The sequence below is a fragment of the Nostoc sp. genome (genome assembly GCF_036917375.1).
Lineage (GTDB): Bacteria > Cyanobacteriota > Cyanobacteriia > Cyanobacteriales > Nostocaceae > Nostoc.
Window position 1 is genome coordinate 57,792 of the sequence record NZ_JBALDN010000034.1, and the last position, 22,199, is coordinate 79,990.

Annotated in this window: 18 protein-coding genes; 11 read left to right on the forward strand and 7 right to left on the reverse strand. The window is 43.7% G+C overall.

What is annotated here, in order from left to right:
* The first annotated feature begins 1,583 nt into the window (after window positions 1-1,583).
* The 11 genes from V7K45_RS08615 to V7K45_RS08665 all read left to right on the forward strand — a co-directional run bounded on the left by V7K45_RS08615 (window position 1,584) and on the right by V7K45_RS08665 (window position 12,421).
* Window positions 1,584-2,948, forward strand: a complete 1,365-nt coding sequence (locus V7K45_RS08615) for an LLM class flavin-dependent oxidoreductase (protein WP_335002343.1) — start codon at window positions 1,584-1,586, stop codon at window positions 2,946-2,948.
* A 244-nt stretch (window positions 2,949-3,192) separates the two neighbouring features.
* Window positions 3,193-4,731, forward strand: a complete 1,539-nt coding sequence (locus V7K45_RS08620) for an amidohydrolase family protein (protein ID WP_335002345.1) — start codon at window positions 3,193-3,195, stop codon at window positions 4,729-4,731.
* Between the two features lie 80 nt (window positions 4,732-4,811).
* Entirely contained in the window at window positions 4,812-6,245 is a 1,434-nt protein-coding gene (locus tag V7K45_RS08625; RefSeq protein WP_335002347.1) for an FAD-dependent oxidoreductase, read from the forward strand.
* A gap of 107 nt (window positions 6,246-6,352) precedes the next feature.
* On the forward strand, window positions 6,353-7,021 hold the full coding sequence (locus V7K45_RS08630; protein WP_335002349.1) for a dienelactone hydrolase family protein: 669 nt from the start codon (window positions 6,353-6,355) through the stop codon (window positions 7,019-7,021).
* Window positions 7,022-7,172: 151 nt separating this feature from the next.
* On the forward strand, window positions 7,173-7,790 hold the full coding sequence (locus V7K45_RS08635) for a GDSL-type esterase/lipase family protein (protein ID WP_335002351.1): 618 nt from the start codon (window positions 7,173-7,175) through the stop codon (window positions 7,788-7,790).
* A gap of 137 nt (window positions 7,791-7,927) precedes the next feature.
* Window positions 7,928-8,926, forward strand: a complete 999-nt coding sequence (locus tag V7K45_RS08640; protein ID WP_335002353.1) for an aldo/keto reductase — start codon at window positions 7,928-7,930, stop codon at window positions 8,924-8,926.
* 345 nt (window positions 8,927-9,271) lie between these two features.
* Complete coding sequence (locus V7K45_RS08645) at window positions 9,272-11,137, forward strand: ABC transporter ATP-binding protein (protein WP_335002355.1); 1,866 nt, start codon at window positions 9,272-9,274, stop codon at window positions 11,135-11,137.
* Between the two features lie 101 nt (window positions 11,138-11,238).
* Entirely contained in the window at window positions 11,239-11,391 is a 153-nt protein-coding gene (locus V7K45_RS08650; protein WP_335002357.1) for a hypothetical protein, read from the forward strand.
* Between the two features lie 415 nt (window positions 11,392-11,806).
* On the forward strand, window positions 11,807-12,046 hold the full coding sequence (locus V7K45_RS08655) for a hypothetical protein (protein ID WP_335002359.1): 240 nt from the start codon (window positions 11,807-11,809) through the stop codon (window positions 12,044-12,046).
* Window positions 12,043-12,309 (forward strand): type II toxin-antitoxin system RelE family toxin, encoded by a 267-nt coding sequence (locus tag V7K45_RS08660; RefSeq protein ID WP_335002361.1) that lies wholly within the window; start codon window positions 12,043-12,045, stop codon window positions 12,307-12,309. Before V7K45_RS08655 ends, V7K45_RS08660 begins: the two co-directional genes overlap by 4 nt.
* Window positions 12,299-12,421, forward strand: a complete 123-nt coding sequence (locus V7K45_RS08665) for a hypothetical protein (protein WP_335002363.1) — start codon at window positions 12,299-12,301, stop codon at window positions 12,419-12,421. The genes V7K45_RS08660 and V7K45_RS08665 overlap by 11 nt, the downstream gene beginning before the upstream one ends.
* Before the next feature lie 46 nt (window positions 12,422-12,467).
* Here the strand turns inward: V7K45_RS08665 and V7K45_RS08670 are convergent, their stop codons facing one another.
* The 7 genes from V7K45_RS08670 to V7K45_RS08700 form a co-directional block, all read right to left on the reverse strand.
* Window positions 12,468-14,165, reverse strand: a complete 1,698-nt coding sequence (locus tag V7K45_RS08670) for a tetratricopeptide repeat protein (RefSeq protein ID WP_335002365.1) — start codon at window positions 14,163-14,165, stop codon at window positions 12,468-12,470.
* Window positions 14,122-15,468, reverse strand: a complete 1,347-nt coding sequence (locus V7K45_RS08675) for a P-loop NTPase fold protein (RefSeq protein WP_335002367.1) — start codon at window positions 15,466-15,468, stop codon at window positions 14,122-14,124. The genes V7K45_RS08670 and V7K45_RS08675 overlap by 44 nt, the downstream gene beginning before the upstream one ends.
* A gap of 766 nt (window positions 15,469-16,234) precedes the next feature.
* A complete protein-coding gene (locus V7K45_RS08680) occupies window positions 16,235-17,593 on the reverse strand; it encodes a hypothetical protein (RefSeq protein ID WP_335002369.1) in 1,359 nt (452 codons plus the stop codon).
* Between the two features lie 342 nt (window positions 17,594-17,935).
* Window positions 17,936-18,721 carry a hypothetical protein gene (locus V7K45_RS08685; protein ID WP_335002371.1) on the reverse strand — a complete coding sequence of 262 codons (786 nt, stop codon included), beginning with the start codon at window positions 18,719-18,721 and terminating at the stop codon, window positions 17,936-17,938.
* A 428-nt stretch (window positions 18,722-19,149) separates the two neighbouring features.
* Entirely contained in the window at window positions 19,150-19,323 is a 174-nt protein-coding gene (locus V7K45_RS08690) for a hypothetical protein (RefSeq protein WP_335002373.1), read from the reverse strand.
* A gap of 207 nt (window positions 19,324-19,530) precedes the next feature.
* Window positions 19,531-21,762: a pentapeptide repeat-containing protein gene (locus V7K45_RS08695; protein ID WP_335002375.1), complete on the reverse strand. Its 2,232-nt coding sequence runs from the start codon at window positions 21,760-21,762 to the stop codon at window positions 19,531-19,533.
* Window positions 21,755-22,199 (reverse strand): zinc-binding dehydrogenase (locus tag V7K45_RS08700; protein WP_335002377.1); only part of this gene is annotated, 445 nt, incomplete at its 5' end. The genes V7K45_RS08700 and V7K45_RS08695, both read right to left, overlap by 8 nt.

Consider the following 22,199-nt stretch of genomic DNA (forward strand, 5'->3'; position numbering starts at 1 on the left):
CTTCATTCCCTTTGATCTCAACCCCACTCATCAGAACTATTAGCAGCGCTCTAAGTCCGAGCCAATGACGCATCAACCACGCATAATCGAATGGCACTAAGAAAAGCCCAAAGGCTTGTGTCGTCTTGTTCCCAGCCTGGAGGCTGGGAATGTATTTAAAGTGGGCTTCTGCCTCTTGTCAAGCTATTGGAGGCGGAGCCTCGCAGAATGGGTTCCCAGCCTCTAGGCAGGGAACCAGTCAGAGCAAGGGCTGTATCTTTTCTTGGTGCCATTCCACGCATAGTTTTTATGGCCACAATTGGGTCAATTTCATAGAAAACTCTTATAAGTTAGTCACCGAATTATTGAGATTAAGTCCTAATAAGCGTAAGTACTAGCAGCAAGGAGAGAGGGCTATGAGGCTTATTCTATCTGCATCCTAGCCCTTTTTGTAGCCCCTTAAGGCCTCATACACTACTATTTTTTGGTGATAGCTACGTCCGCCGTACCCCTATGGGGAAGCAAGCTACGCGTAATGTCTCGTAGAGAAGGCATCGCAAAATTTTTCGGTCTTGTTGTATCGCATCAGAATGAGAAACCCTATATCTTCACTGGGGATTCAGACCAATCTAAAACACCAAACACGACTGTAGAAAAAACTCTACTAAAAGGTTTTTTAAGTGCTTGTTTAGACAATGAGAATTGGGTCAAAGGAACCTAGTAGTCTGCCAAGGTAACTTTGCGTTGTGGTCAGCAGAGGGGAAAGACTTACTGCAACTTCTACCGCTCTTCTATTACTCTCGTTAAATAAAAATTCATAACCCTTGATTTTTAAGGCTTTGATAAATTTACGAGTAGGTTGGGTTGAGGGACGAAACCCAACACGAAAAATCCTTGGTTTTGTTGGGTTTCACTTTGTTCAACCCAACCTACATTTTTTCTTTCATCAGAGTCATAAAAGAGCGCTACCCTACTTAATACTTGTCGGGTTTTGGGGAAAAGGGACTCATGTTAAAGGGAAAAAACTTTATATATCCAACCTTCCAATCCTTTTCCCCTTACCCTTTTCCCTTTAACCGAGCAGTATTGCTCCCCTGCCTGTCTCCACTTAGCAATTTTGGGTTGGTGAACTACTAGAGAACAGTGTAATAACCTTTCAGTACCATAAATAACTATATACTCAGTAAACAATTAGTTTGCAATACTTAATGTTTGAAAAACTAATTATTAGTTTTTCGTGTTATTGTGATTTCCAGCACATCTTTTTTTGTATTTATTGTGTAGGCTCTATCTGGTAAGTAAAATTACTAGATAAATTTATGGTGATTAGAGCACCAAGCAGCAGAATTCCTAATTCTGCTGTGGTATTAACCTGACTTACAGTTCGGTTATTTGATTTTTGAGCAATTAGTAGGTAACTGAACGGCAAGTTTAGTTACTAGAAAGTTCGATCAAAATGTGTGATGCATTCGAGCAGTTAGGAATTGCCAACCTTTTGTAGCAGCAGTAATCATAACTGGCGTAGCGCAAATCAGCCATACCGGCCCTAAGCTTCTCTACGAGACGCTCCGCGAACGCACTATAAGAAAAGAAAAATAAAATATATGAGTACAACACGCAAGTTTCGTTTAGGTGCATTCATTCAAGCTACTGGACATCATGTCTCTGCTTGGCGACACCCCGATTCACAAGCAGATGCGGGACTGAATTTCGAGCATTACAAAGAAATTACCCAAACTGCCGAACGCGGCTTATTCGATGCAGTTTTCTTGGCAGATAGTCCAGGAGTCTGGGGCGGCGCTCCAGAAACTCAGCATCGCAATGGTAAAATTGCCCATTTTGAGCCTGTTACCCTCTTCTCGGCCTTATCCTCTGTAACCCAAAAAATCGGCTTCATTTCCACTGCCTCGACCACTTATGAAGAACCCTATACCCTGGCACGTAAGTTTGCTTCGTTGGACTACTTGAGTAAGGGCCGGGCGGGGTGGAATGTAGTTACTACAGGCAATGAGAATGCTGCACGTAATTTCGGACTTGAGCATCACCCAGAACACAGCCAGCGTTATGAACGAGCTGAAGAGTTTGTGGAAGTGGTGAAAGGTCTATGGGATAGTTGGGAAGACGATGCTTTCATCCGTGACAAAGAATCTGGGGTCTATTTCGACCCGGATAAACTGCATACATTGAACCACAAGGGCAAATATTTTTCTGTAAAAGGCCCTTTAAACGTTGGTCGTCCACCCCAAGGTTATCCGGTGATTGTTCAGGCTGGAGCCTCCGAATCGGGACGGGACTTAGCTGCACGCACTGCTGAGGTGATTTTCACCGCCAATCAAACCCTAGCCGATGCCCAAGAGTTTTATGCTGATGTCAAAGGTAGGCTAGCACAATATGGGCGATCGCCAGACGATCTCAAAATCATGCCTGGTGCTTTCCCAATCATTGGCCGTACTGAATCAGAAGCTCAAGAAAAATACGAATTCTTGCAATCGTTAATCCATCCCGATGTGGCGTGGGGGATTTTAAAGAACTATTACAAGGGTGTGGATTTGTCAAAATATTCTTTAGATGATGTGGCTCCCGAACTACCCAGCGACACCAACACTAACAAAAGTCGTCTCAAACTAGTTAGAGATTTGGCTACTCGTGGCACTCTCACGCTGCGCCAGTTGTATCTCTCTCTTGCTACTGCACGAGGTCATCGCACCATACTTGGTACTCCCGAAACCATTGCCGACCAGTTAGAAGAATGGTTCAACAACGGTGCAGCCGATGGCTTTAATATCATGCCGCCAATCCTTCCCACTGGATTGGATGAATTCGTTAACCTAGTCGTTCCCGTCCTCCAAAAACGCGGACTGTTCCGTACCGAATACGAAGGCAGTACTTTGCGCGAAAACCTGGGATTGCGTCGTCCGGCCAATCGTTTTGCTGCTAAACAACTAGATGAAAGATTGGTGTTGGCGTAAATGACTTTTCATATCTGCACTGTGTTTATAGTGCTGTAGCATAAATGAATTTTTCACGGATGCTTAAGCCATACCTTTTAAAGCGTACCTTCTGTAGATCGCCGCCTTACAGAAAATCGTAGGGAGACGCGATTGTAGAGAGACGCGATAAATCGCCGTCTCTACAGGAAATGTATTTTTCAATAGCAGCATTGGATGCTGAAAAAAAACCTGTAATTTTTGTGCCGTAGGCAAGGAAAAAAACATGACTGAATATAGCCGATTGAAGACCTCACGCTCTGCTGCAATCAGAGCAACCCTTGATTATCCAGTAATCGATACCGATGTTCATACCAATGATTTCACTCCAGCTTTTGAGGATTACATCGCTAAGTACGGCGGTGTGAAACTTGTAGATGAGTTACGCAAGACTGAAGCCTCGCGCCTCAACTCTAAGAGCAACGGTAAAGACTGGTATCAACAAACTCCTGAAGAACGTCAATACAATCGCACAATTCGATCGCCTTGGTGGGCTAGAGTTACCAAAAATACATTGGATCTCGCAACTTACACCCTCCCCGGACTGCTCTATGAGCGTCAGGCGGAGCAGGGGTCGGACTATTCGGTGCTGTTTCCCAATAATGTCTTAGCACCGGCTGGAGCGAGTGCAGAGAATCGTCAAGCGCTGCAACGCGCGGTTAATCACTATCATGCTGATATCTACCGGAAATATAGCGATCGCCTGACACCGGTAGCTGGTATCCCATTAACTACTCCCGAAGAAGGCATTGAAGAGCTAGAGTTCGCTGTGAAAACACTGGGCTTAAAGGTGATTAATATCACTGGCGGTGTGAAACGGCCAATCAAAGCGATCGCTGATAAATATCCAGCCGATAAATTCCCCGAAATCGCCAAGTATGCTTCTTATATCGACTTCTACGGACTAGATAGTGAATACGACTACGATCCTTTCTGGGCAAAGGTCGTGGAACTTGGCGTACCTGTCACCACCCATTATGGCAGTCAGGGTTGGACTGGTCGCTCCTCCATCAGTAATTACATGAACAACCATATCGGTCACTTCGCCGATGGTTCGGAAGCATTTGCGAAAGCGCTGTTCTTCGGCGGTGTTACCAAGCGTTTTCCGCAGTTGCGTGTAGCGATGCTTGAAGGTGGCGCAGATTGGGGTGCGCGTGTCTACATCCATTTGGTAGATCGTTTCTTGAAGCGCAATATCAAGGCACTGGAAAACTACAATCCAGCGTTGACAAATGCCGATGAGTTGTTTGAGATATTTGAGCGCTACGGTGCAGAAGTTGCTCAAGGGTATTCCCTCGATAAGGATGAATTGACCAAGACTGTACTGGGAGCTTCCTTCAGCCGTCATAGCCGTGCGCCGATTGGTAGCGAATTGGATGATTTTGCAGCCGCAGGCATAGAAACAATTGAAGACATCCGCGATCGCTGGGTGAACAGTTTCTTCTTTGGTTCCGAGTCCGACGATCGCACGATCGCTACAGCATTCAACGACAAAGCCAATCCCTTGGGAGTCAAAATCAACGCCATCTATTCCTCCGATGTTGGTCACTGGGATGTACCAGACTTAACTTCCCCCTTGGCTGAAAGCTGGGATTTGGTTCAAGAAGGCGTCCTGACCGAAGCCGACTTCAAATCCTATGTATTCGCCAATCCCTACAAGTTTTACACCCAAGCTAACCCCGATTTCTTCAAAGGTACAGCGATCGAATCTAAGGTAAATGACACCGAATTTAAACAAGTGGACAAGAGCCTAGTGGTGGCGTAAAAGGCGAGGTGAGGGAGTCGGGGGAGATTATTCTTCCTCATCCCCCTCATCTTCATAGTGTTTCACCTTGGGAGATCGACATGACAATAACGACTGATCCTGACATTGGGGCCCGCGAGGCGCTACGCTTAATTGGCCCCGATCCCGATAACTGGATACCCGATCGCCAAGGCATCGATCGCAACGTTACGGTTGTGGGTGGCAGCGGTAGCGGCAGCGTCTTTGCATTTGCACTGCGGCGCGCTGGTATCGGCCGCGTGACGGTGATCGACGCGGCGGACGACGAAGCGCATGCTGGCGTGTGGCTCAACCGAGCGCGGATGAATAAACTACGCACACCAAAGAACTTGCCCGGCCCTGAACTTGGTATCCCGGCGCTGTCGTTCCAGGCATGGTATGAGGCGCGACACGGTGCTGATGCCTACGCAGCGATCGACCGCATCCCCAGATTGCTATGGGCTGAGTACCTTAGCTGGTATCGGCAATTCTTGGGCATCACAGTTCGGTATCAGACGCGGCTGGTGCGGATTGAGCCGGCCGAAGGTTTTTTTCGCCTGCACCTTGAGGTGAACGGTGTCCCACAGGTAGAGACGACGCGCAAGATTATCTTTGCTAATGGCGTGGCTGGTACTGGCGGCCCATACGTGCCACCAGTGTTAGACGATCTACCACGCAGGTTGTATGCCCACACCGTCGATACCATTGACTTCGCCGCATTGCGCGGCAAAACTGTAGCAGTGCTGGGTGCTGCGGCCTCAGCTTTTGATGCCGCAGGGGTGGCGCTGGAATCGGGTGCAAAGGCGGTGCATTTGTTTGCGCGGCGACCAGAGATCGCATCGCTGCCGATAAATCGCGTGCGGGGGTATCCTGGCGCTTACTACAACTATCCAGAACTACCTGATGCAGCCCGCTGGTTCCAAGCTTGGCGCTTTCGTGAAGTTGGTTCTACACCACCAGCCGACGCAATTGAACGGGCGATCGCATTCCCCAACTTTCACCTACACTTATCTGCAAACTGGAGATCGGCGCAAGAGCAGGGTGGGCGCATTGTTGCCCAGGTGAACGACGATGTTTTTGAGTTCGATTTTGCGATCGCAGGCACCGGTTACTTTGTTGATCCGACAAAGCGGCCGGAACTAGCTGACTTTGCACAGCATATTGCACTTTGGCGCGATCGCTATCAGCCACCAGCCGATCAACGCGCCGACGACTTGGGCACACACCCCTATCTTGGTAGCGCCCACGAATACCAAGAAAAAGTACCCGGTAGCGCACCTTACCTCAAGGATATCCACGTCTTCAACCCAGCTGGTTTTGTGAGCTTTGGTCTGCCCATCGGCGATGTGCCCAGCATCCGGCGTGATGTCCCGGCAATAGTGTCGCGCATCAGCCACGACTTATTCTTCGCCGACTGGACACTGCACGAGACACGAATCACAAGCAACAACATCGCGCCAGACTTTGATGCCTCACTGTATGCCGCCGCAGTGTGGAAACAGCCTGTCAAGGTTTAGAACTGGGGACAAGGGACTGGAGTATAAGGAAGCAGCAAGGGAGAATTATTGAACAATTTTCTTTCTTGTCTCCTCCCAATCCCCAAATCAAATTAGGAGTCACAACTATGCCTGTTGAACAACGCTCTTACGAAACCAACAATGGTTCTTTGCCTTATCTTTTTTCGCCTGTTTCTGACAATGCCAATAAACCTGCAACTCTGGTATTGTTTTTGCATGGAGGACGCGATCGCGGCACAGATTTGAATGTATTGCTGAAATGGGGTCTACCTCGTTTCGTGGATTCATCTAACTCCTTACCTTATGTCTTTGCTGCACCCCAGATTCCGGCTGAACAGACTTGGGCAGATCGAGCCGATGATGTACTTGCTTTGCTTGATGAACTGATCGTTTCTCAACCTGTCGATCCAGGGCGGGTGATATTGGCTGGGTTCAGCTTAGGCTCGGCAGGTATCTGGCATATCGCTGCTTTACATCCCGATCGCTTCGCAGGTTTAGTTCCTGTGTCTGGACGTGTACCAAAAACGTTAGCAGAAAGCGAACTAGCTGCACTCAAAAACATTCCCGTTCAGATATTCCAAGGTGGACAAGATAAAAATCTGCCGATTGAGGATACAGAGAATTTTGTTGAGCGCTTACGCAAGGTAGGGGGGAAAGTTGATTTAACAGTGCTACCGGAAGGCGATCATTTTATTGCAGATGAAGTATACGGCGATCCGAAGTTGCAGCAATGGCTAATTTCCCAGAACCGTCGTGAAATTTCTGTAGTTGCTTGAGGTGAAATGTTCAAAAACTAACTTGCAATATTCAGTGGGATAGGCAGCGTCCTGCCTGCCTAACATAACAATATATTAATATCTTCTAGAATCATGAACATAATGCTTCTCAAGCCAAAACCGAACTTTTTCGGCAAAATTAAGTTGAATTATGTCAGATTCTCGCAAAGAAATCAGAATTTGTTTTATTGGTGAATCCTTTGTCAATGGCACAGGCGATCCAGAGTTTCTGGGTTGGACAGGTAGAGTGTGCCGCAATGCTGAGTTAAGAGGATACGCTATCACCCATTACAACTTGGGGGTGCGGGCAGAGACAAGTCGGTATCTCAAACAACGTTGGTACTCGGAAGTCTCCTATCGTCTTCCAAAAGAATCTGATGGTCGAGTAGTGTTTTCTTTTGGGGCAAACGATTCAGGATGGGCAGGTAAACAGCAAGGAATCGAACTTCCAGAGTCGATCGCAAATGCTCGCAATATCTTAAGCCAAGCAAAGCAACTCTATCCAATCTTGATGGTTAGTCCGCCACCTTGTGGTGATGTCGAGCAAGAAAAAAGAAATCAAATTCTCGCAAATCTGTCAGAGGAATTCGCGTTGGTTTGTAATGAACTAGATGTTCCGTATCTCGATGTGTTTTCTCCTTTGGTGAAGTCACCGATCTGGTTAGCGGAAGCAAAAGCCAATGACGGCGCTCACCCAAAAGCTGATGGTTATGCAGAATTTGCTGCGATCGTCCAAAGCTGGGAAGGTTGGTTAAATTGGTTCACATAAAAATGTCGACATCGGGCTAATCATGGCTTAATCGATGTGTCCTATAGGCTTTTAATTTTGCGTTAGCAAAGCGGGGCGGAACCGCACGTCGCATTCTATTTAAAAATTTTCACACTTTCTCAATTAACAACATCTTTATGACTTTACCAACTACCAATCTCGGTAAAACTGGATTAACTGTTTCGCGTCTTTGTCTCGGCACTATGACCTTTGGTTTGCAGATCGACGAAGAAACTTCCAGGCAAATCCTCGACACCGCCGCCGATGGCGGAATCAACTTTTTAGATACAGCCGACGTTTATCCCCTTGGCGGCGGGCTTGCTACTGCGGGACGCACTGAAGAAATTGTTGGGCGCTGGCTCAAAGGCAAACGCGAACATTTTATTTTAGCTACCAAGTGCGTCGGTCGAGTTGGCCCTGCACCTTGGGATCAGGGGGCTTCGCGTAAACATATTTTGGATGCGATCGATGCTTCCCTGCGACGCTTGGGAACCGATTATATCGACCTGTATCAGTTGCACTCCGACGATGCTTCAACTCCCCTTGATGAAACTTTGGAAGCGCTGGATGCAGTGGTTCGTGCTGGCAAGGTGCGCTACATCGGGGTTTCCAACTTCTTAGCCTACCGACTTGCCCGCGCCTTGGGTCGTGCTGAGACGCGCAATTTAACCAAGTTCATCTCAATTCAGCCCCGCTATAACCTGTTATTCCGCGAAATTGAGCGAGAACTATTGCCTCTCGCCAAAGAAGAAGGACTGGGTGTAATTTCCTACAATCCTTTGGCGGGTGGTCTACTTACGGGTAAACACAATTTTACTCAAGGCCCCACGTCAGGCACTCGTTTTACGTTAGGTGCTGCCGCAGAACGTTATCAAGAACGCTACTGGCGCGATCGCGAATTTAATACTGTCGAAGATTTACGCACAGTAGCCGATCTCGCCGGATTTTCCCTCACCACCCTAGCAGTGGCTTGGGTTTTATCTAATCCCATTATCACTGCCCCCATCATTGGCGCTAGCCGTCCAGAACAACTTGCTGACAACCTCAAGGCACTAGAACTAAAACTTGACGACAATTTGAAACAAAAGTTAGACGACCTAACCGCCGAATACCGAAGGGGAGATTCTCTTCGTTAGGGGTTAAGGACTGGGAAATAAATATTTTTATGCCCTCGTTTTGAATTTGGAATTGGTATTAGACGTTTGTAAATCAGCAGGGGAAAAGGTTAAAGGGGAAAGGGAAAAGGGAAGAATTTAACCCTTTACCCTGCGCCGTTCGCGCAGCGATCGCACCAGAAGGCGCTTACTCTTTCCCCTTTTCCCTGCCGCAGGCTTCCTTTCCCCAGCTTTTATCCGCATTTTTGGGTTGGTAGACCATTATATAGAGTACTTCTAAAAGTCTCTAATGCCATCGGACGGCTTATCCAGTCGTCCATTTTTATCTGGTAGAAAAGTTAAAATGATGCTAAGAGATTGACTTTCATGACGAAAAAAGCTAGACCATCCAAATCTTTTCAACGTGCCCCTGATGCACCAGATTTGCCATCAACTCCATTCAGGTTCATTTGCTATTTCGTTAACCAGTTTCGCTGGTGGTATGTGTTAATGGTGATCCTGGAAATAATACACGCAACTTGCGGCATTATGTTGCCTTATGCTATTGGTGAGATCATCCGGGGCGTGGCGCGATCGACGGGGGACAGCAAGCCTATTTTTGATGCCATGAAGCAACCCTTGATGTTGTTCATCGGCTTGAGTGTGGGTGAAGTGGTATTTGGGCGCTCGGCTGGACTCTTGCAAACGATTCTCCATCCCATCCACCGACAGCACATTGTGCGATCGCTATATGCCTATTTACAACACCATTCGCATCGCTACTTGAGCAGCAGTTTTTCCGGGGCATTGGCACATCGAATTAGCGAAACTTCTCTGGGTGTTACCCAGACGATGCAAATGATGATTACTGAATTTATGCCAGTAATTGTTGTATATTCCGTCGCCACGACGATACTGTACCGCGCCTATCCTCCACTGGCTGCACTCGTGGGAATATGGGCAGTTCTCTTCATCAGTATTTCGTTTTGGCTAGCAACTCGCTGCCGATTTTACTCCCGGAAAGCCGCAGCCGCCAGAAGTGAGACAACTGGCATCATTGTAGATACAGTCACAAATCTCACTAGTAGCCGACTATTTGCTCGCTTTGGTTTTGAACGACGTTATTTGAATGAGCAATTAAGGCGCGAACTCAAACACGTGAGAGAGTCCAACTGGTACTCGGAGCGCATTCGCTGGTTTCAGTTCATCTCAGCAGCTATTCTAAAAATTAGCACACTGTATTACTCGCTTTCTCTCTGGAGTCAAGGAAAGATCGCTACTGCTGACTTTGTTGTAGCAACTAGCTTATCACTGTTGATCATCAGTGAAGCGCGGAATTTGAGCCGCCGCTTTCTGGAATTTTTTGAACATGTTGGGAATGTCGCCAATGGTGTTTTCACCATCGTTCAACCCCACGAGTTGGTCGATCGCGAGAAAGCGATCGCCCACTCAATCACCCAAGGTAAGATTGAGTTTCGGCGGGTGAATTTCAACTACACAGAAGAGAAGAAAGTTTTCAACAACCTTTCTGTCACCATCCAAGCGGGACAGCGCGTCGGACTAGTAGGCTTGTCCGGTTCTGGAAAATCCACCTTTGTCAATCTGATTTTGCGTTTATTCGATCCACAATCTGGACAGATTATCATTGATGGGGTCGATATTCGAGACATGACTCAGGATGCCTTACACGCTCAGATCAGTTTGATTCCCCAAGATCCGTCTCTGTTCCATCGCACTTTGCTAGAAAATATTCGTTACGGGCGCTTGGATGCAACCGATGAGGAAGTAATTGAGGCTTCGCGAAAGGCTCATGCTCACGATTTCATCGTCCAAAGTAAAGATGGTTACAATTCTCTGGTGGGCGAACGTGGCGTTAAGTTGTCTGGGGGGCAGAGACAGCGCATTGTGATTGCGCGGGTAATCCTCAAAGATGCGCCGATTCTGATTTTAGATGAAGCCACCTCTAGCCTCGATTCAATCACCGAAAAAGCGATCCAGGATACCCTCGACTTAGCAATGAATGGGAAAACGGTCATCGTGGTAGCTCATCGATTATCTACCATCGTGCATCTAGATAGAATTCTGGTGTTCGACAAAGGTCGGATTATCGAAGATGGTTCCCACACCAAACTGCTGGCACTCGGCGGCGCTTACTACAGATTATGGAAAATGCAAGCGGGTGGATTTCTACCGGAAAATCTCGATGAGGTTCGCACTGGCACAGATAACGTCGAAGAGGGAATGATCGCTTGACATTTGCCGCTACGTAATGTAATCAAAGTAGGATGTGTTATCACATAGCGTAATGCACCAAAGTCTTCAGATGGTGCGTTAGCCAGAGGCATAACGCACCTATGTATATTTCAAAAATTAAATATGAGTTTTATATCACAAGTGCTGCATCGATCGCTACTATTGTTATTTTCTACATCCTCAAAATCGGCTTAAATGTCTATTGTAAGTCTACCGATGCAGTTGACGGGGGAACTTTACCACCAGGGAAATAAAATACAGATGCGATCGCTTCCTTAAGAGGATGTCTGAAAAGTTTTTTTGTATACATCTAGCCCTTGGAGATCCCCCTAAATCCCCCTTAAAAAGGGGGACTTTAAGACTCTTATTCCCCCTTTTTTAAGGGGGGTTAGGGGGGATCAAGAAATATTTGATACTTCTCAGACATCCTCTAAGAGGAGCAATGCGAAAAAGTGGGATTATCGTGAAATGAGCAGGGAAGCAAAGAGAAAATTTGAGTAATTTTTACGACTGGTATAGGCGTCAATACACTTATTTATTTCCTCTCCCCATCTCAAAACCCCAAAACGCGATCGCATTTATAATTGAATTACTGTCTTAGTCACAGCCTCAGTTGAGAGTAAGAAAGACAAATCATAAACATATATTTGCAATAAAAGAGGTCTAAAAATGAAAAACGAACAGGAACGCGAACAATTAATTAAAGAGATTAACATCCTGTTAAATCAAGCTTATGATAGTACTTTAGATGAAATTTACGCACTACTTCAAACAATCGAAGAAGAAGAAGAAGAAGAAGATTTAAAAGCCTACGACAAAGCGAAAAAAGAAGCTAGTATTGAGAATTCATTGTCATGGGAAGAAGCGAAAAAAGAACTAAAAACAGGAATCAAAAAGGAAGTTGCGTGAGTTATAAAGTTGAAATATTGAGGGGTGCATTGAAGCAACTTAAAAAAATACCGTCAGAACTTCAAGAACGTATACAAATTAAAATTGATGATTTAGCTACAGAACCACGTCCGAATGGGGTCAAAAAGCTAAAAGGGAAAGAAAATGCTTACAGAATTAGAGTCAGTGACTATCGCGTTATCTATGATATTTTCGACGATCTTCTAGTGGTGAATGTTGTGGAAGTCGGACATCGTAAAAATATTTATAAAGATGAAAGTTGAGAAGCAAGAAAAACTTAGAGCGATCGCACCTCCACAAGCCCAAATGCGATCGCACTCCACAAACCAATCAAACAACCGCGATCGCCCTTCCCCACAAACCCCAAATGCGTAGACGCAACGCGGCTTGTCGTTAGACATCGCACATCGCCCAGATCCCTCTACTCCGGTAAAATCTTTAAATTTTCTCGCGTCACCGTAGCCATATATTCATCCTGATACTCAACATATATTTCCAACGCTGTCTGCAAATTAGCCCTAGCTTCCGCGTACTTCTTCTGCGCTTGTGCAAGTAATCCTAATACTGCGTAAGTCCTAGCATTCGAATAGCGCTCGCCAAATTCGATTTCGATTTTCAGGGCTTGTTGATAATAATCCCGTGCCTGATCGTATTCTCGCAACTCTTGGGCAACCCTTCCCAATTGGTGGTAAGTGCTAGCACGCGAATAGCGATCACCAAATTCGATTTTGATTTCCAGGGCTTGTTGATAATAATCCCGCGCCTGGTCGTATTCCCGCAACTCTTGGGCAACGATTCCCAACTGGTGGTAAGTCCTAGCACTCGAATAGCGATCGCCAAATTCGATTTCGATTTCCAGGGCTTGTTGATAATAATCCTGTGCCTGGTCGTATTCCCGCAACTTTTGAGCAACGATTCCCAAATTGTGGTAACTTCTAGCACAGTTATAGCGATCGCCAAATTCGATTGCGATTTCCAGGGCTTGTTGATAATAATCCCGTGCTTGGTCATATTCCCGCAACTTTTGAGCAACGATTCCCAAATTGTGGTAACTTCTAGCACAGTTATAGCGATCGCCAAATTCGATTTCGATTTCCAGGGCTTGTTGATAATAATCCCGTGCCTGGTGGAACTGTCGCATATCCAGAGAGACATTACCTAAATAATACAAGGAATTGGCGACAGCACGACGATTTTTCTGTTTTCTGGCAATATCTAAAGCTTGTTGATGATAGCTGTTTGCACTTTCAAACTGTCGTTGCTGCCGATAGCTTTTACCTAATTGATTGATGACTTCGATTTGTAAGGAATGATCAGGAAATTTCTCGGTAATTTCGCAAGCTTTTTCTAAATACTCTCTAGCTTGGATTGGTTTGTGCTGACTTAAATATGCTTTGCCCAATTCATTTAAAATATTACAGCAATTGCGGAGATGTTCTGGGCTAGGTATTTCTCCAGTTGGGTTATATTCCATCAACAAGCCATGTAATAAATCGATACGTTCTTGTTTTACTGGTGTTGGTAAGTGTTCTATATTTGTGTCTGCATTCAGGGTATTGGCAATTGCCCTATCTTTAGTCAATTCTGTGGTTTTAAAGCGAAATAAACCTGATTTCCAAGCCCAAAAATCAGGTGCAAATTTTGCTAAACGCGAAATCGCATAATCTGGCAAGATAAATAAAAGCGGATGAGGTACGGTTTGACGATAGGAATCGCGGACGAAGTTTAAATCCTGTAAAACTGGTGGATAATCTCCAAATACACCAATCGATTTTTCTAAATTCCGAATTAATAAAACAAGTTTTTTATTTGTTTCTTTAGTAATTTTGGCTAATTGCTCCACCAATTCATCCCGCAGAAATCGCAAATTTCCATCAGGAAAATCTAAAACCACAAATTGAATTTCTTCACATTGAGGGTTCTGTTGCAATCCAGCAATTAATAGGTCTATATCGGGTGTAAAGTTAATTTCAATAAAACCTAATGTAAATTTTTCTGCAAAATCGACAAATGTCACTAATTCAGCAAATTCATCTTTATTATAGGCAATAAATTTACCTATTTCGGCTTGAAGTTCACTGTTTTTGTGCTGATTGGAGAGCTTCTTGGAAGAACTCATTTCGCTTCACCACTGGATTTGGATAATTCCACCGTTTATCACCGTTATATTCCAATACGGAAGTATTAAATAACATTAATTGTCCAATTTCATCTTTACTGACATTTTTAGTTAAGCAAACCTGAGCTAAATGAGGGTAATGTTCTTCAGGAATAAACCGCTCAAAACTAAATTGTTGCTGTTTAACTGCATACTCTATATCTTCGGAGATAATTTTTGCGTGTTTTTTGGTACTCGCTGTTTGACATGCAGAGCGCATCATTTGCATTAACTGACGCACATGGCCACCACTTGCTTTTGCTAGTTCTAATAATTGATTACGGCTCTCGAAAATTGCATCAATATCAACCCGCTTTTCAATTACACTTGCCATCGCATCTAAGCCCGGCTGATGATAATTTAAATCACATTTATGCCGTTCAAATTCATAGATATTAATCATCGGCACAATATGAGGATTACCTTCAAATTGATTTAGGGGATTTTTCGGCGAACAAAGAATTGAAATTGGTACTGTATAAATGATTGTACAATTTAATTCTTGCATCTGAGCCGCATAATCAAAGAACAAATGTTCTGCTACAACAGGAGGAACCCGATCTAAATTATCAAATATAATTAATAAACCTTTACATTCAGGAAATTTTTGCCGCAATTTTGCGTAAGCGTCGCTTAATAACAGATTAGTATCAGATTTGAGGCGAGATAAATCTTTTTCTAGAGTTTGCCGAATAGTTGTCTTTTGCTTGTCCGAGCCTTTAATTTGTGCCAGCAATTTGACCATTAGTTTGGCGAGAAATGGCGCAGTAGGGCTGAGAGTGGCTTCTGCCTCAACGTTGACTGATTTTTCGACACTTTGCTCGTTTTCTTGAGTAATGTCTTTAAACCATGATTCAAAACTTTTTAATAAATCTTGATTAAAAGTCAAACCTAATTTTCGTAATTCAAATTCAACTTGTTTAATTACAATCAAATATAAATCTGTATATCGGGTATCATTAATATCTGTCTCTTCGTTCGCCTCTAAATAAATAACCCGATAATTGTTTTCCCAAAGACTCTGAATTTTTTTTAACTCCGTACTTTTACCACAACCGCGATGTCCGGTAAATAAAATTGTTGTAAAATCACCTGCTTCTTGAAAATCCAAAATTGTACTGACATTATCAATAGCCGAAGTTTTCCGCACCAGCGACAGATCGACATAATACCGTTCCATTTCTGCTGGTTCAAGCGGCTCAACATTACAAGCCAAAAAAGCCGCTTTAAGAGTATTTGCACGCTGAAAACTTGAGTGAGGCATTCTTTTGAGCAGATAACAATCACCAACTTATAAATTTTAAGCGATCGCCCATCAAATTTAGCAAATACAGCTATAGCACTTATAAAACTCCGCGCGCAAGGAAAGGAAATTAGTTATGATTCCTACACTTATTGCATCCCAAACAGCCAAAGCTATGCTTTGTCTCCTCTTTCCTTGGTATCAGTACTCATAACTCGCTTAACCCTGAAAACTAGTTGCCAAAATTGAAGGGTTTGCAACAATTGTTCCTTCATGTATAAGAAAGGTTTAAGTATTTCCAAGAAAGGTATAAGCAATTGCTGGAAAGGCTTCATACTTTGCAACAATTGCTCCATTATGTATAAGAAAGGCTTAAGTATTTCCAAGAAAGGTATAAGCAATTGCTGGAAAGGCTTCATGCTTTGCAACAATTACTCGTTCATGTATAAGAAAGGTTTAAATCATTGCAACAATCGTTGTAATTAACTTATGAGTTGCTCTATAGTGCGTCACTTCGGCTGCGCTCAGTGACCATCGTAGACATCACAAACCGTCTCCATGAGGATAGCTTGGCGGCGGACAGCATCAATTCTCGCTAATTACTGCTGTAAGTCAACCTGGTAGAGAAACAGGAAGTGCGATTGCAATCAGCTGAGAAGGATTAAATTTACGTTAACAATAGACCTCTTGCAAAAGTAATTTTTACAAGAGGCGGAAAAAGGGGAAAGGTTAAAGGGAAAAGGTTTTTTATTATTCCTTTCCCCTTTTCCCTACTTTTGCAAGAAGTCTAATGTTGTTGTTTTTTGAACAGTGACAATAGCAAACACACGAGTCCCATTACTACCAACGACACTGAAGAAGCAGATTCTGGGACAGGTTGAGGATTTTGCACAGGCTGATAATTGATGAAATTTCCTTGAATTGGGCTGAGTGATGCCAAAAGTTGCTCAATATCGCTAGATATATCAGTATCATTACCAACACTTTTAGAAGAGATGAGGCGATTAAAGGTTTGGCTACTTGATACATCAAAATTTCCTGTGAACCCAAGAAAATTTTGACCTATTTTACCTATAAGAGAGTCAATCAGATTGTTAACATCAGTTTTTATCCCTAGTGGGGATAACTTTAAACTGCTGAGATTGTTGACGTTTCCAATCGTTGTGTTATCTGTCTTTGTTAACCAATTGCCATTACCAATAATTTCGTTTCCATTGGTAAAAACCCAGTTACCATTACCAATAATTGTGTTATTAGTGCCGAAGTCCCAATTGCCGTTTCCAATGGTTGCGTTGTCACTGCCGAAGTGCCAATTTCCATTACCTAGTGTTGCATTATTACTGCCGTTGTCCCAATCCCAGTTGCCATTACCAAGAGTTGTGTTACTCTTTCCAAATAGCCAGTTGCCATTACCAATCGTTGCGTTGTCATTATTAAAGTTCCAGTTACCATTACCAATGGTTGCACTGTTACTGCCATAATCCGAGTTAAAATTACCAATAGTTGCGTTATTTTTACCAAAATTCTTGTTACCTTTCCCAACCGGTGCATTGCTCTGATTAAAGGTTTGGCTACCTGAATTAGATGTATTCCCAGTGTTACTAAAGGGTATATTGTTACCAAGGACTTCTTTCAACGGATCGAAAGGCGATTGTTGAAGCAGACTTCCAGCAGCTGCGATCGCGTTACTTCCTTCTGGAATCGCATTACCACCGCCTACAAATGGGTTACTACCGCCTGCAAACGGGTTACTTCCTCCTGGAATCGCATTACCGTTACCTGCCAAAGGGTTAGTAGCCCCACTTGGAATCGGATAACCACTGTTTGCAAAAGGATTACTACCTCCTGCCAATGTGTTGTCAATACCCTTGAAATAGTTATCACCTAGAACTAACTTTAATCGCTCAAAGATTAATTTCTGAAGCCCACTGCCACCATCACCTGCAAACGGGTTAATACCGCCACCTGGAATCAGATTACTGCCGTTACCTAATAACAGATTGCTACCACCCGTCAATAGGCTGTCCTTAGCAGCAGACAAACTGTCATTGGCAGCAAAGGAATTACCGTTATATAGGTTGCTAGCGCCACCTGCACTTAATGGATTAAATCCACCATTTATGGGATTGACAGCAGACGCTTCCATTGGCAGTAATTCTCCTATTTTTAGTTAAAAAATTATGGGGTCTTCAGTACTTCTTATACCAATTATGAATTTGCTAAACCCAAAATCTCTCTACAAAAAAGGCTTTAATAATCTTACCGTCAAACTAACAGAAGATATTGCCTAAACCTTTAGCTGAGAAGAGTTTCGGGCGTAAAATAGCAAACTAGTACAATAAGGCAGAAGGCATATCAGCGATAATACACTCTTTTCCGGTTTATCGAATAATATGTTTATTTGCGCCAAGCTGTACTAGCATATTATGTACTGAAGAACTCATCATTGTTTCTTTCTATTTATCTGCTGATTTTCGCAAATATTGTATTAAGCGAAGGGGTTTTGTCCACTAGTAGGAAATGGCGAGGTTTGTCCACCAGTTGGAAATGGCGAGGTTTGTCCATCAGTAGGGAATGGCGAGGTTTGTCCACCAGTTGGAAATGGCGAAGCTTGTCCACCAGTTGGAAATGGCGAGGCTTGTCCACCAGTTGGAAATGGCGAGGTTTGTTCACTACCCACTTCCTTGTCAAGCTTTGAGTTAACTAGCTTGTCAATAGTAGTCCTCAAAGTGAACCCGTCCGGTATTTGAGTTGTGCTAATACCATAAGTCTGGCTGTTACTACCAGTCAAAGGGTCGTAGCCACTACCTTGGTTTCCGCCGCCTGTGGATGGAATACCGCCGCCTGTGGATGGAATACCGCCACCTGTGGATGGAATACCGCCACCTGTGGATGGAATACCGCCACCTGTGGATGGGATACCGCCACCTGTGGATGGAATACCGCCACCTGTGGATGGGATACCGCCGCCTGTGGATGGGATACCACCGCCTTTGGATGGGTTGACACCGCCTGCAAAGATATTCCAGAAGTTGTCGCCAGCGAAAGGATTACCACCATAGGCTAAATCAGGCTGACTGCCACCCGCACCACCAGCAGCACCGCCACCAAATGGGTTACTGCCACTTTCTCCATTACCAACACCACTGAATAGATTTTTGACGCCTTCCTTACCGACAACTCCTTCCAAGCGACCGAAGGGTGATTGGCTAATCGAATTGTTCCCACTAGTAGAGGAGTTACTGCTACTGCTATTACTCAAATCTTCTGCCATTAGGATTAATCCTCTTATTGTTTTGATGAAAATTTTGCTAGTTCGCAACAGAAAATAGACAAAGATTAAGTGCGCTTTACAACTTTATTGTTGTCTTTTTGTTAGCAGAACTAGTTGGTAGCTATTAGATTATTTAGTTATCTTTGGTTATGTGGAGATAATCTATTTTTAATCACTGCTACTCACAATTACAATGTATATGATTTGATTTTGAAGGACAATGAAAAATATTTTGATGTGTCGATCAAATTTGTAGATATTTGTAGATAATAATTTAAAAAACTTAACTAAAATACTTGGATAATAAAATTAAATTTGGATTAAATATTATATTGCAATGAATAATCTTTTGACAAATTTACCAAATTTTTAGATATTTAATTTATCTGCATTTATCTTGGGTTCTATCAGTTTTAACCCAATACGGTTCAGTTAGCGCCAAAAATATTAACCTGTGTAGGTTGGGTTGAGGAACGAAACCCAAAATTTCCTGGGCTTTGTTGGGTTGCGCTTTGCTTAACCCAACCTACAATTTTTATTAACTGAACTGTATTGAGTTTTAACCGACGTTGTAGGGCAAGACTGATAACAATAAACAGCATAGTTACTTCCACCCTAGAATAGGTAGTTTGGCACAATAAAAACAAACTGTGTGAATAAAAGCAAACAAGGGTTAAACGCTTCTTCTGCCTGCCCTCTGCCTCTACTTACTGCTTTATCCTAACGATAATTATTTACGCCGACCTAGTTATCTTGCATCATATTAGCACCACTACGAAGTGCAGCGAAAAAAGGTTCAAATGCAGGGATTACTTCAGATAAATCAGCAAATTCAATCCGGGAATTGTGCGAGAAAGTGTCCACAAAACTAAGGTGATATAAATTAAACCCAAACTCCATTGATACCAAGCAAGTGCAGAGATAATACCTGGTAAATGTTCATCTCGCAGACGAATATCATTAAATCCTAATTTAACTAGGTTGTTGAGACTAAAATCATAGTAGTTGAGCCAGTTCCAACGGCGATCGCACAACAAAGGCATATATCGTTCCCGAAATGTCTGATTCCTTGGTATCACTGGCAAACGTCCAATCAATAATCGTAACTGGCGAAATGTGCCGTCTTCTGTAAAGTAAGAAACGTCCATTAAGTCATGATAACGACCTTGTTGGTAAAGTCGGATTAATAAAGCCATTGGGACGGGGACAAGAATTATTACCAGACATCCCAATGTCAGCCAAGGTTGTTCGGCATTGCGAAAGATCGCTAGTAAGCTGAAGAATTCTAAAACGCTAAAACTGACTAATATCGAAATGGTTTCGTAAGATGTGGGAATAATTGGTACGGGATGCAGCCGACGATAGCGATCTACTAGCCAAAATAGTAAGCCGAAATAAGCGATCGCAATTCCTCCCACGCCAAAGACTAACCAAAAATTTGTCCCATAGCCACTCAACAACAGCAGTACACTCAACGCCAACCAACTCCAAGCTTGCAGCAACCACCCAACAATAGAAAGGGTTTCGCCAACAATTAAGCGATCGCTTAGTTGGGTATATTTTTCTAAATCGATATCTGCAATGGTGAGTAACTCACTACTGTTGCGAAAGGATTTTACCAGACGACGCTGGGCGATCGCTTGGGCTTGAGTTGCAGAAAAACCCAGGTTAATCAAACTTGCAACAGTTGCACTATTAATATTTGTAGCCGTCAAACGATGCCCAAACTCTCTTAATCGCAGCCGTTGTTTTGTGTATTCCAGTTCATTAGCATCGCCTACTTGCTGTTGCTGACGGAAATTTTGCCCCAAATTCCGCAAGATGTTTTGATTACCTTGCAATGTTGGGATGCAGAACATCTTACCAATCTCACCAGGATTACCTAAAATTTTCGCTTGGTTAGAGTTAAAAGTTAAACCAGGTACGCTTAAACAAGCCTCTTTAGCAAACCTGGCATCACTAAAATCTGCTTGGTTGAGAATATTTGCACCTTGCAGATTTACCAATTGGTTAAACTCCGCTTCTCGAAAGCTTACACCTTGCTCAAAAGTCGCTTCTGTTAAAAGGAGGAACTGATTAAAACCTGCTTTAGTAAACTGGGCTTGATTTGCAAAATCCACTTCCGAAAAATCAGCATTTCCTTGCCATTGGACACTACTGAATTTAGCCAACTGCTTAAAAATTGCTTGGTTAAAGTTGGTAGTTGTCTCAAAGATACTACCTTGAAAATCAGCCAGTTCCCGAAATTTAATTTTTTTAAAGTTAGCTTTTTCAAAAAATATACTGCCCTGAAAATTGCTTGGTTGCTGGAAGTTAACACTAATGAAACTAACGGGACGAGCAAATCTGGTTTGGGTCCAGTTAGTGGGTTGGAGAAAAGTTGCACCTTGGGCATCAACAGACTGAAGGAAAAATGTATTGGAGAACTTTACTTCGCCGTTGAAGCGAGTTTGCACCAGTGTTAAGACACCACGAAAGACGGCGATTTCACTGGCTGGGGTTGATTCTGTTCCCAGAAGCGATCGACAATCTTTGGAGTTGGGTAAAGCGATTGCGAGTGACTCTAAACAAACAAAGCGCAAACGTTCTAGTTTTTCTTGTTCGGTAGCGGTGAAAATGGGTGCAATGGCTTTTGCATATAATGGTGTTCTTAAACCTAAATCGCTACCGACAAAATCCCCCAGAATCAAAGCATAGCTGAGGTCTAAACCCAGAGGTTTTGTACCGAGTTCTTTTCGCAGTAGTTGGTAAAAAGCATCGCGAAAGCTGGCGTTTTCTGGGCGTAAATCGATCGCCATTTTCTGCAAATCTACGGTTAAATTTCCTTCGCGGAGTGTCGGTGTGCGTATTCGTTCTTGTAATAATTCTAGGGTTAAGGGTGTGCGTTCTGGTTGTGTTTGTGCGGCCCAAGCTGGTAGGGGGAGGAGGAGTAAAACGCAAAGGAACGCTAAGGCAAGCGCGGAGGTACGCAGAGAAACTCCTCTGTGTACCTTTGCGTTTAACCTCTGCGTGCCTCTGCGTTTAAAAAATAAATTATGCAAATTCGTCACTAATCAGCAGAACAATTTTACCTGCCACAGACCCACTTTCAATTAATTGGTGGGCTTTAGCTGCTTCTTTTAAGGGCAATTTGTGACTCACATGGATTTTTAATTTGCCTTCATCGATCCAGGTGGCACATTGTTCGAGAATTTCTGCATGATGGTGGAGACTATCTTGCAATCCTAACAAGGCTGGTGCCAACATGAATTCTAAACCGATGCGGAGGTTGCGAGTTCTAGCAGTTTTCCAAACAGTATTGGCATCTGGTTCGAGAATGGTAACAATATCGCCATAGACTCGCACTGCGGGAAAGGTTTTGTGAAAGGTTTCGCCGCCTACGGTATTAAACTCAACGAGATTGTCACCAATCCCGTTGGTCTTCAAAACCGTGCTTGAAGGTTTCCCATCACACGGCTCCTCAATGATTTGGTGTTTG

Bases quoted from the DNA above. Each gene is read 5' to 3' on its own strand.
- V7K45_RS08615 (WP_335002343.1), top strand. From the start codon at position 1,584: ATGAGTACAACACGCAAGTTTCGTTTAGGTGCATTCATTCAAGCTACT.
- V7K45_RS08620 (WP_335002345.1), top strand. From the start codon at position 3,193: ATGACTGAATATAGCCGATTGAAGACCTCACGCTCTGCTGCAATCAGA.
- V7K45_RS08625 (WP_335002347.1), top strand. From the start codon at position 4,812: ATGACAATAACGACTGATCCTGACATTGGGGCCCGCGAGGCGCTACGC.
- V7K45_RS08630 (WP_335002349.1), top strand. From the start codon at position 6,353: ATGCCTGTTGAACAACGCTCTTACGAAACCAACAATGGTTCTTTGCCT.
- V7K45_RS08635 (WP_335002351.1), top strand. From the start codon at position 7,173: ATGTCAGATTCTCGCAAAGAAATCAGAATTTGTTTTATTGGTGAATCC.
- V7K45_RS08640 (WP_335002353.1), top strand. From the start codon at position 7,928: ATGACTTTACCAACTACCAATCTCGGTAAAACTGGATTAACTGTTTCG.
- V7K45_RS08645 (WP_335002355.1), top strand. From the start codon at position 9,272: ATGACGAAAAAAGCTAGACCATCCAAATCTTTTCAACGTGCCCCTGAT.
- V7K45_RS08650 (WP_335002357.1), top strand. From the start codon at position 11,239: ATGTATATTTCAAAAATTAAATATGAGTTTTATATCACAAGTGCTGCA.
- V7K45_RS08655 (WP_335002359.1), top strand. From the start codon at position 11,807: ATGAAAAACGAACAGGAACGCGAACAATTAATTAAAGAGATTAACATC.
- V7K45_RS08665 (WP_335002363.1), top strand. From the start codon at position 12,299: ATGAAAGTTGAGAAGCAAGAAAAACTTAGAGCGATCGCACCTCCACAA.
- V7K45_RS08670 (WP_335002365.1), bottom strand. From the start codon at position 14,165: ATGAGTTCTTCCAAGAAGCTCTCCAATCAGCACAAAAACAGTGAACTT.
- V7K45_RS08675 (WP_335002367.1), bottom strand. From the start codon at position 15,468: ATGCCTCACTCAAGTTTTCAGCGTGCAAATACTCTTAAAGCGGCTTTT.
- V7K45_RS08680 (WP_335002369.1), bottom strand. From the start codon at position 17,593: ATGGAAGCGTCTGCTGTCAATCCCATAAATGGTGGATTTAATCCATTA.
- V7K45_RS08685 (WP_335002371.1), bottom strand. From the start codon at position 18,721: ATGGCAGAAGATTTGAGTAATAGCAGTAGCAGTAACTCCTCTACTAGT.
- V7K45_RS08690 (WP_335002373.1), bottom strand. From the start codon at position 19,323: ATGCTGTTTATTGTTATCAGTCTTGCCCTACAACGTCGGTTAAAACTC.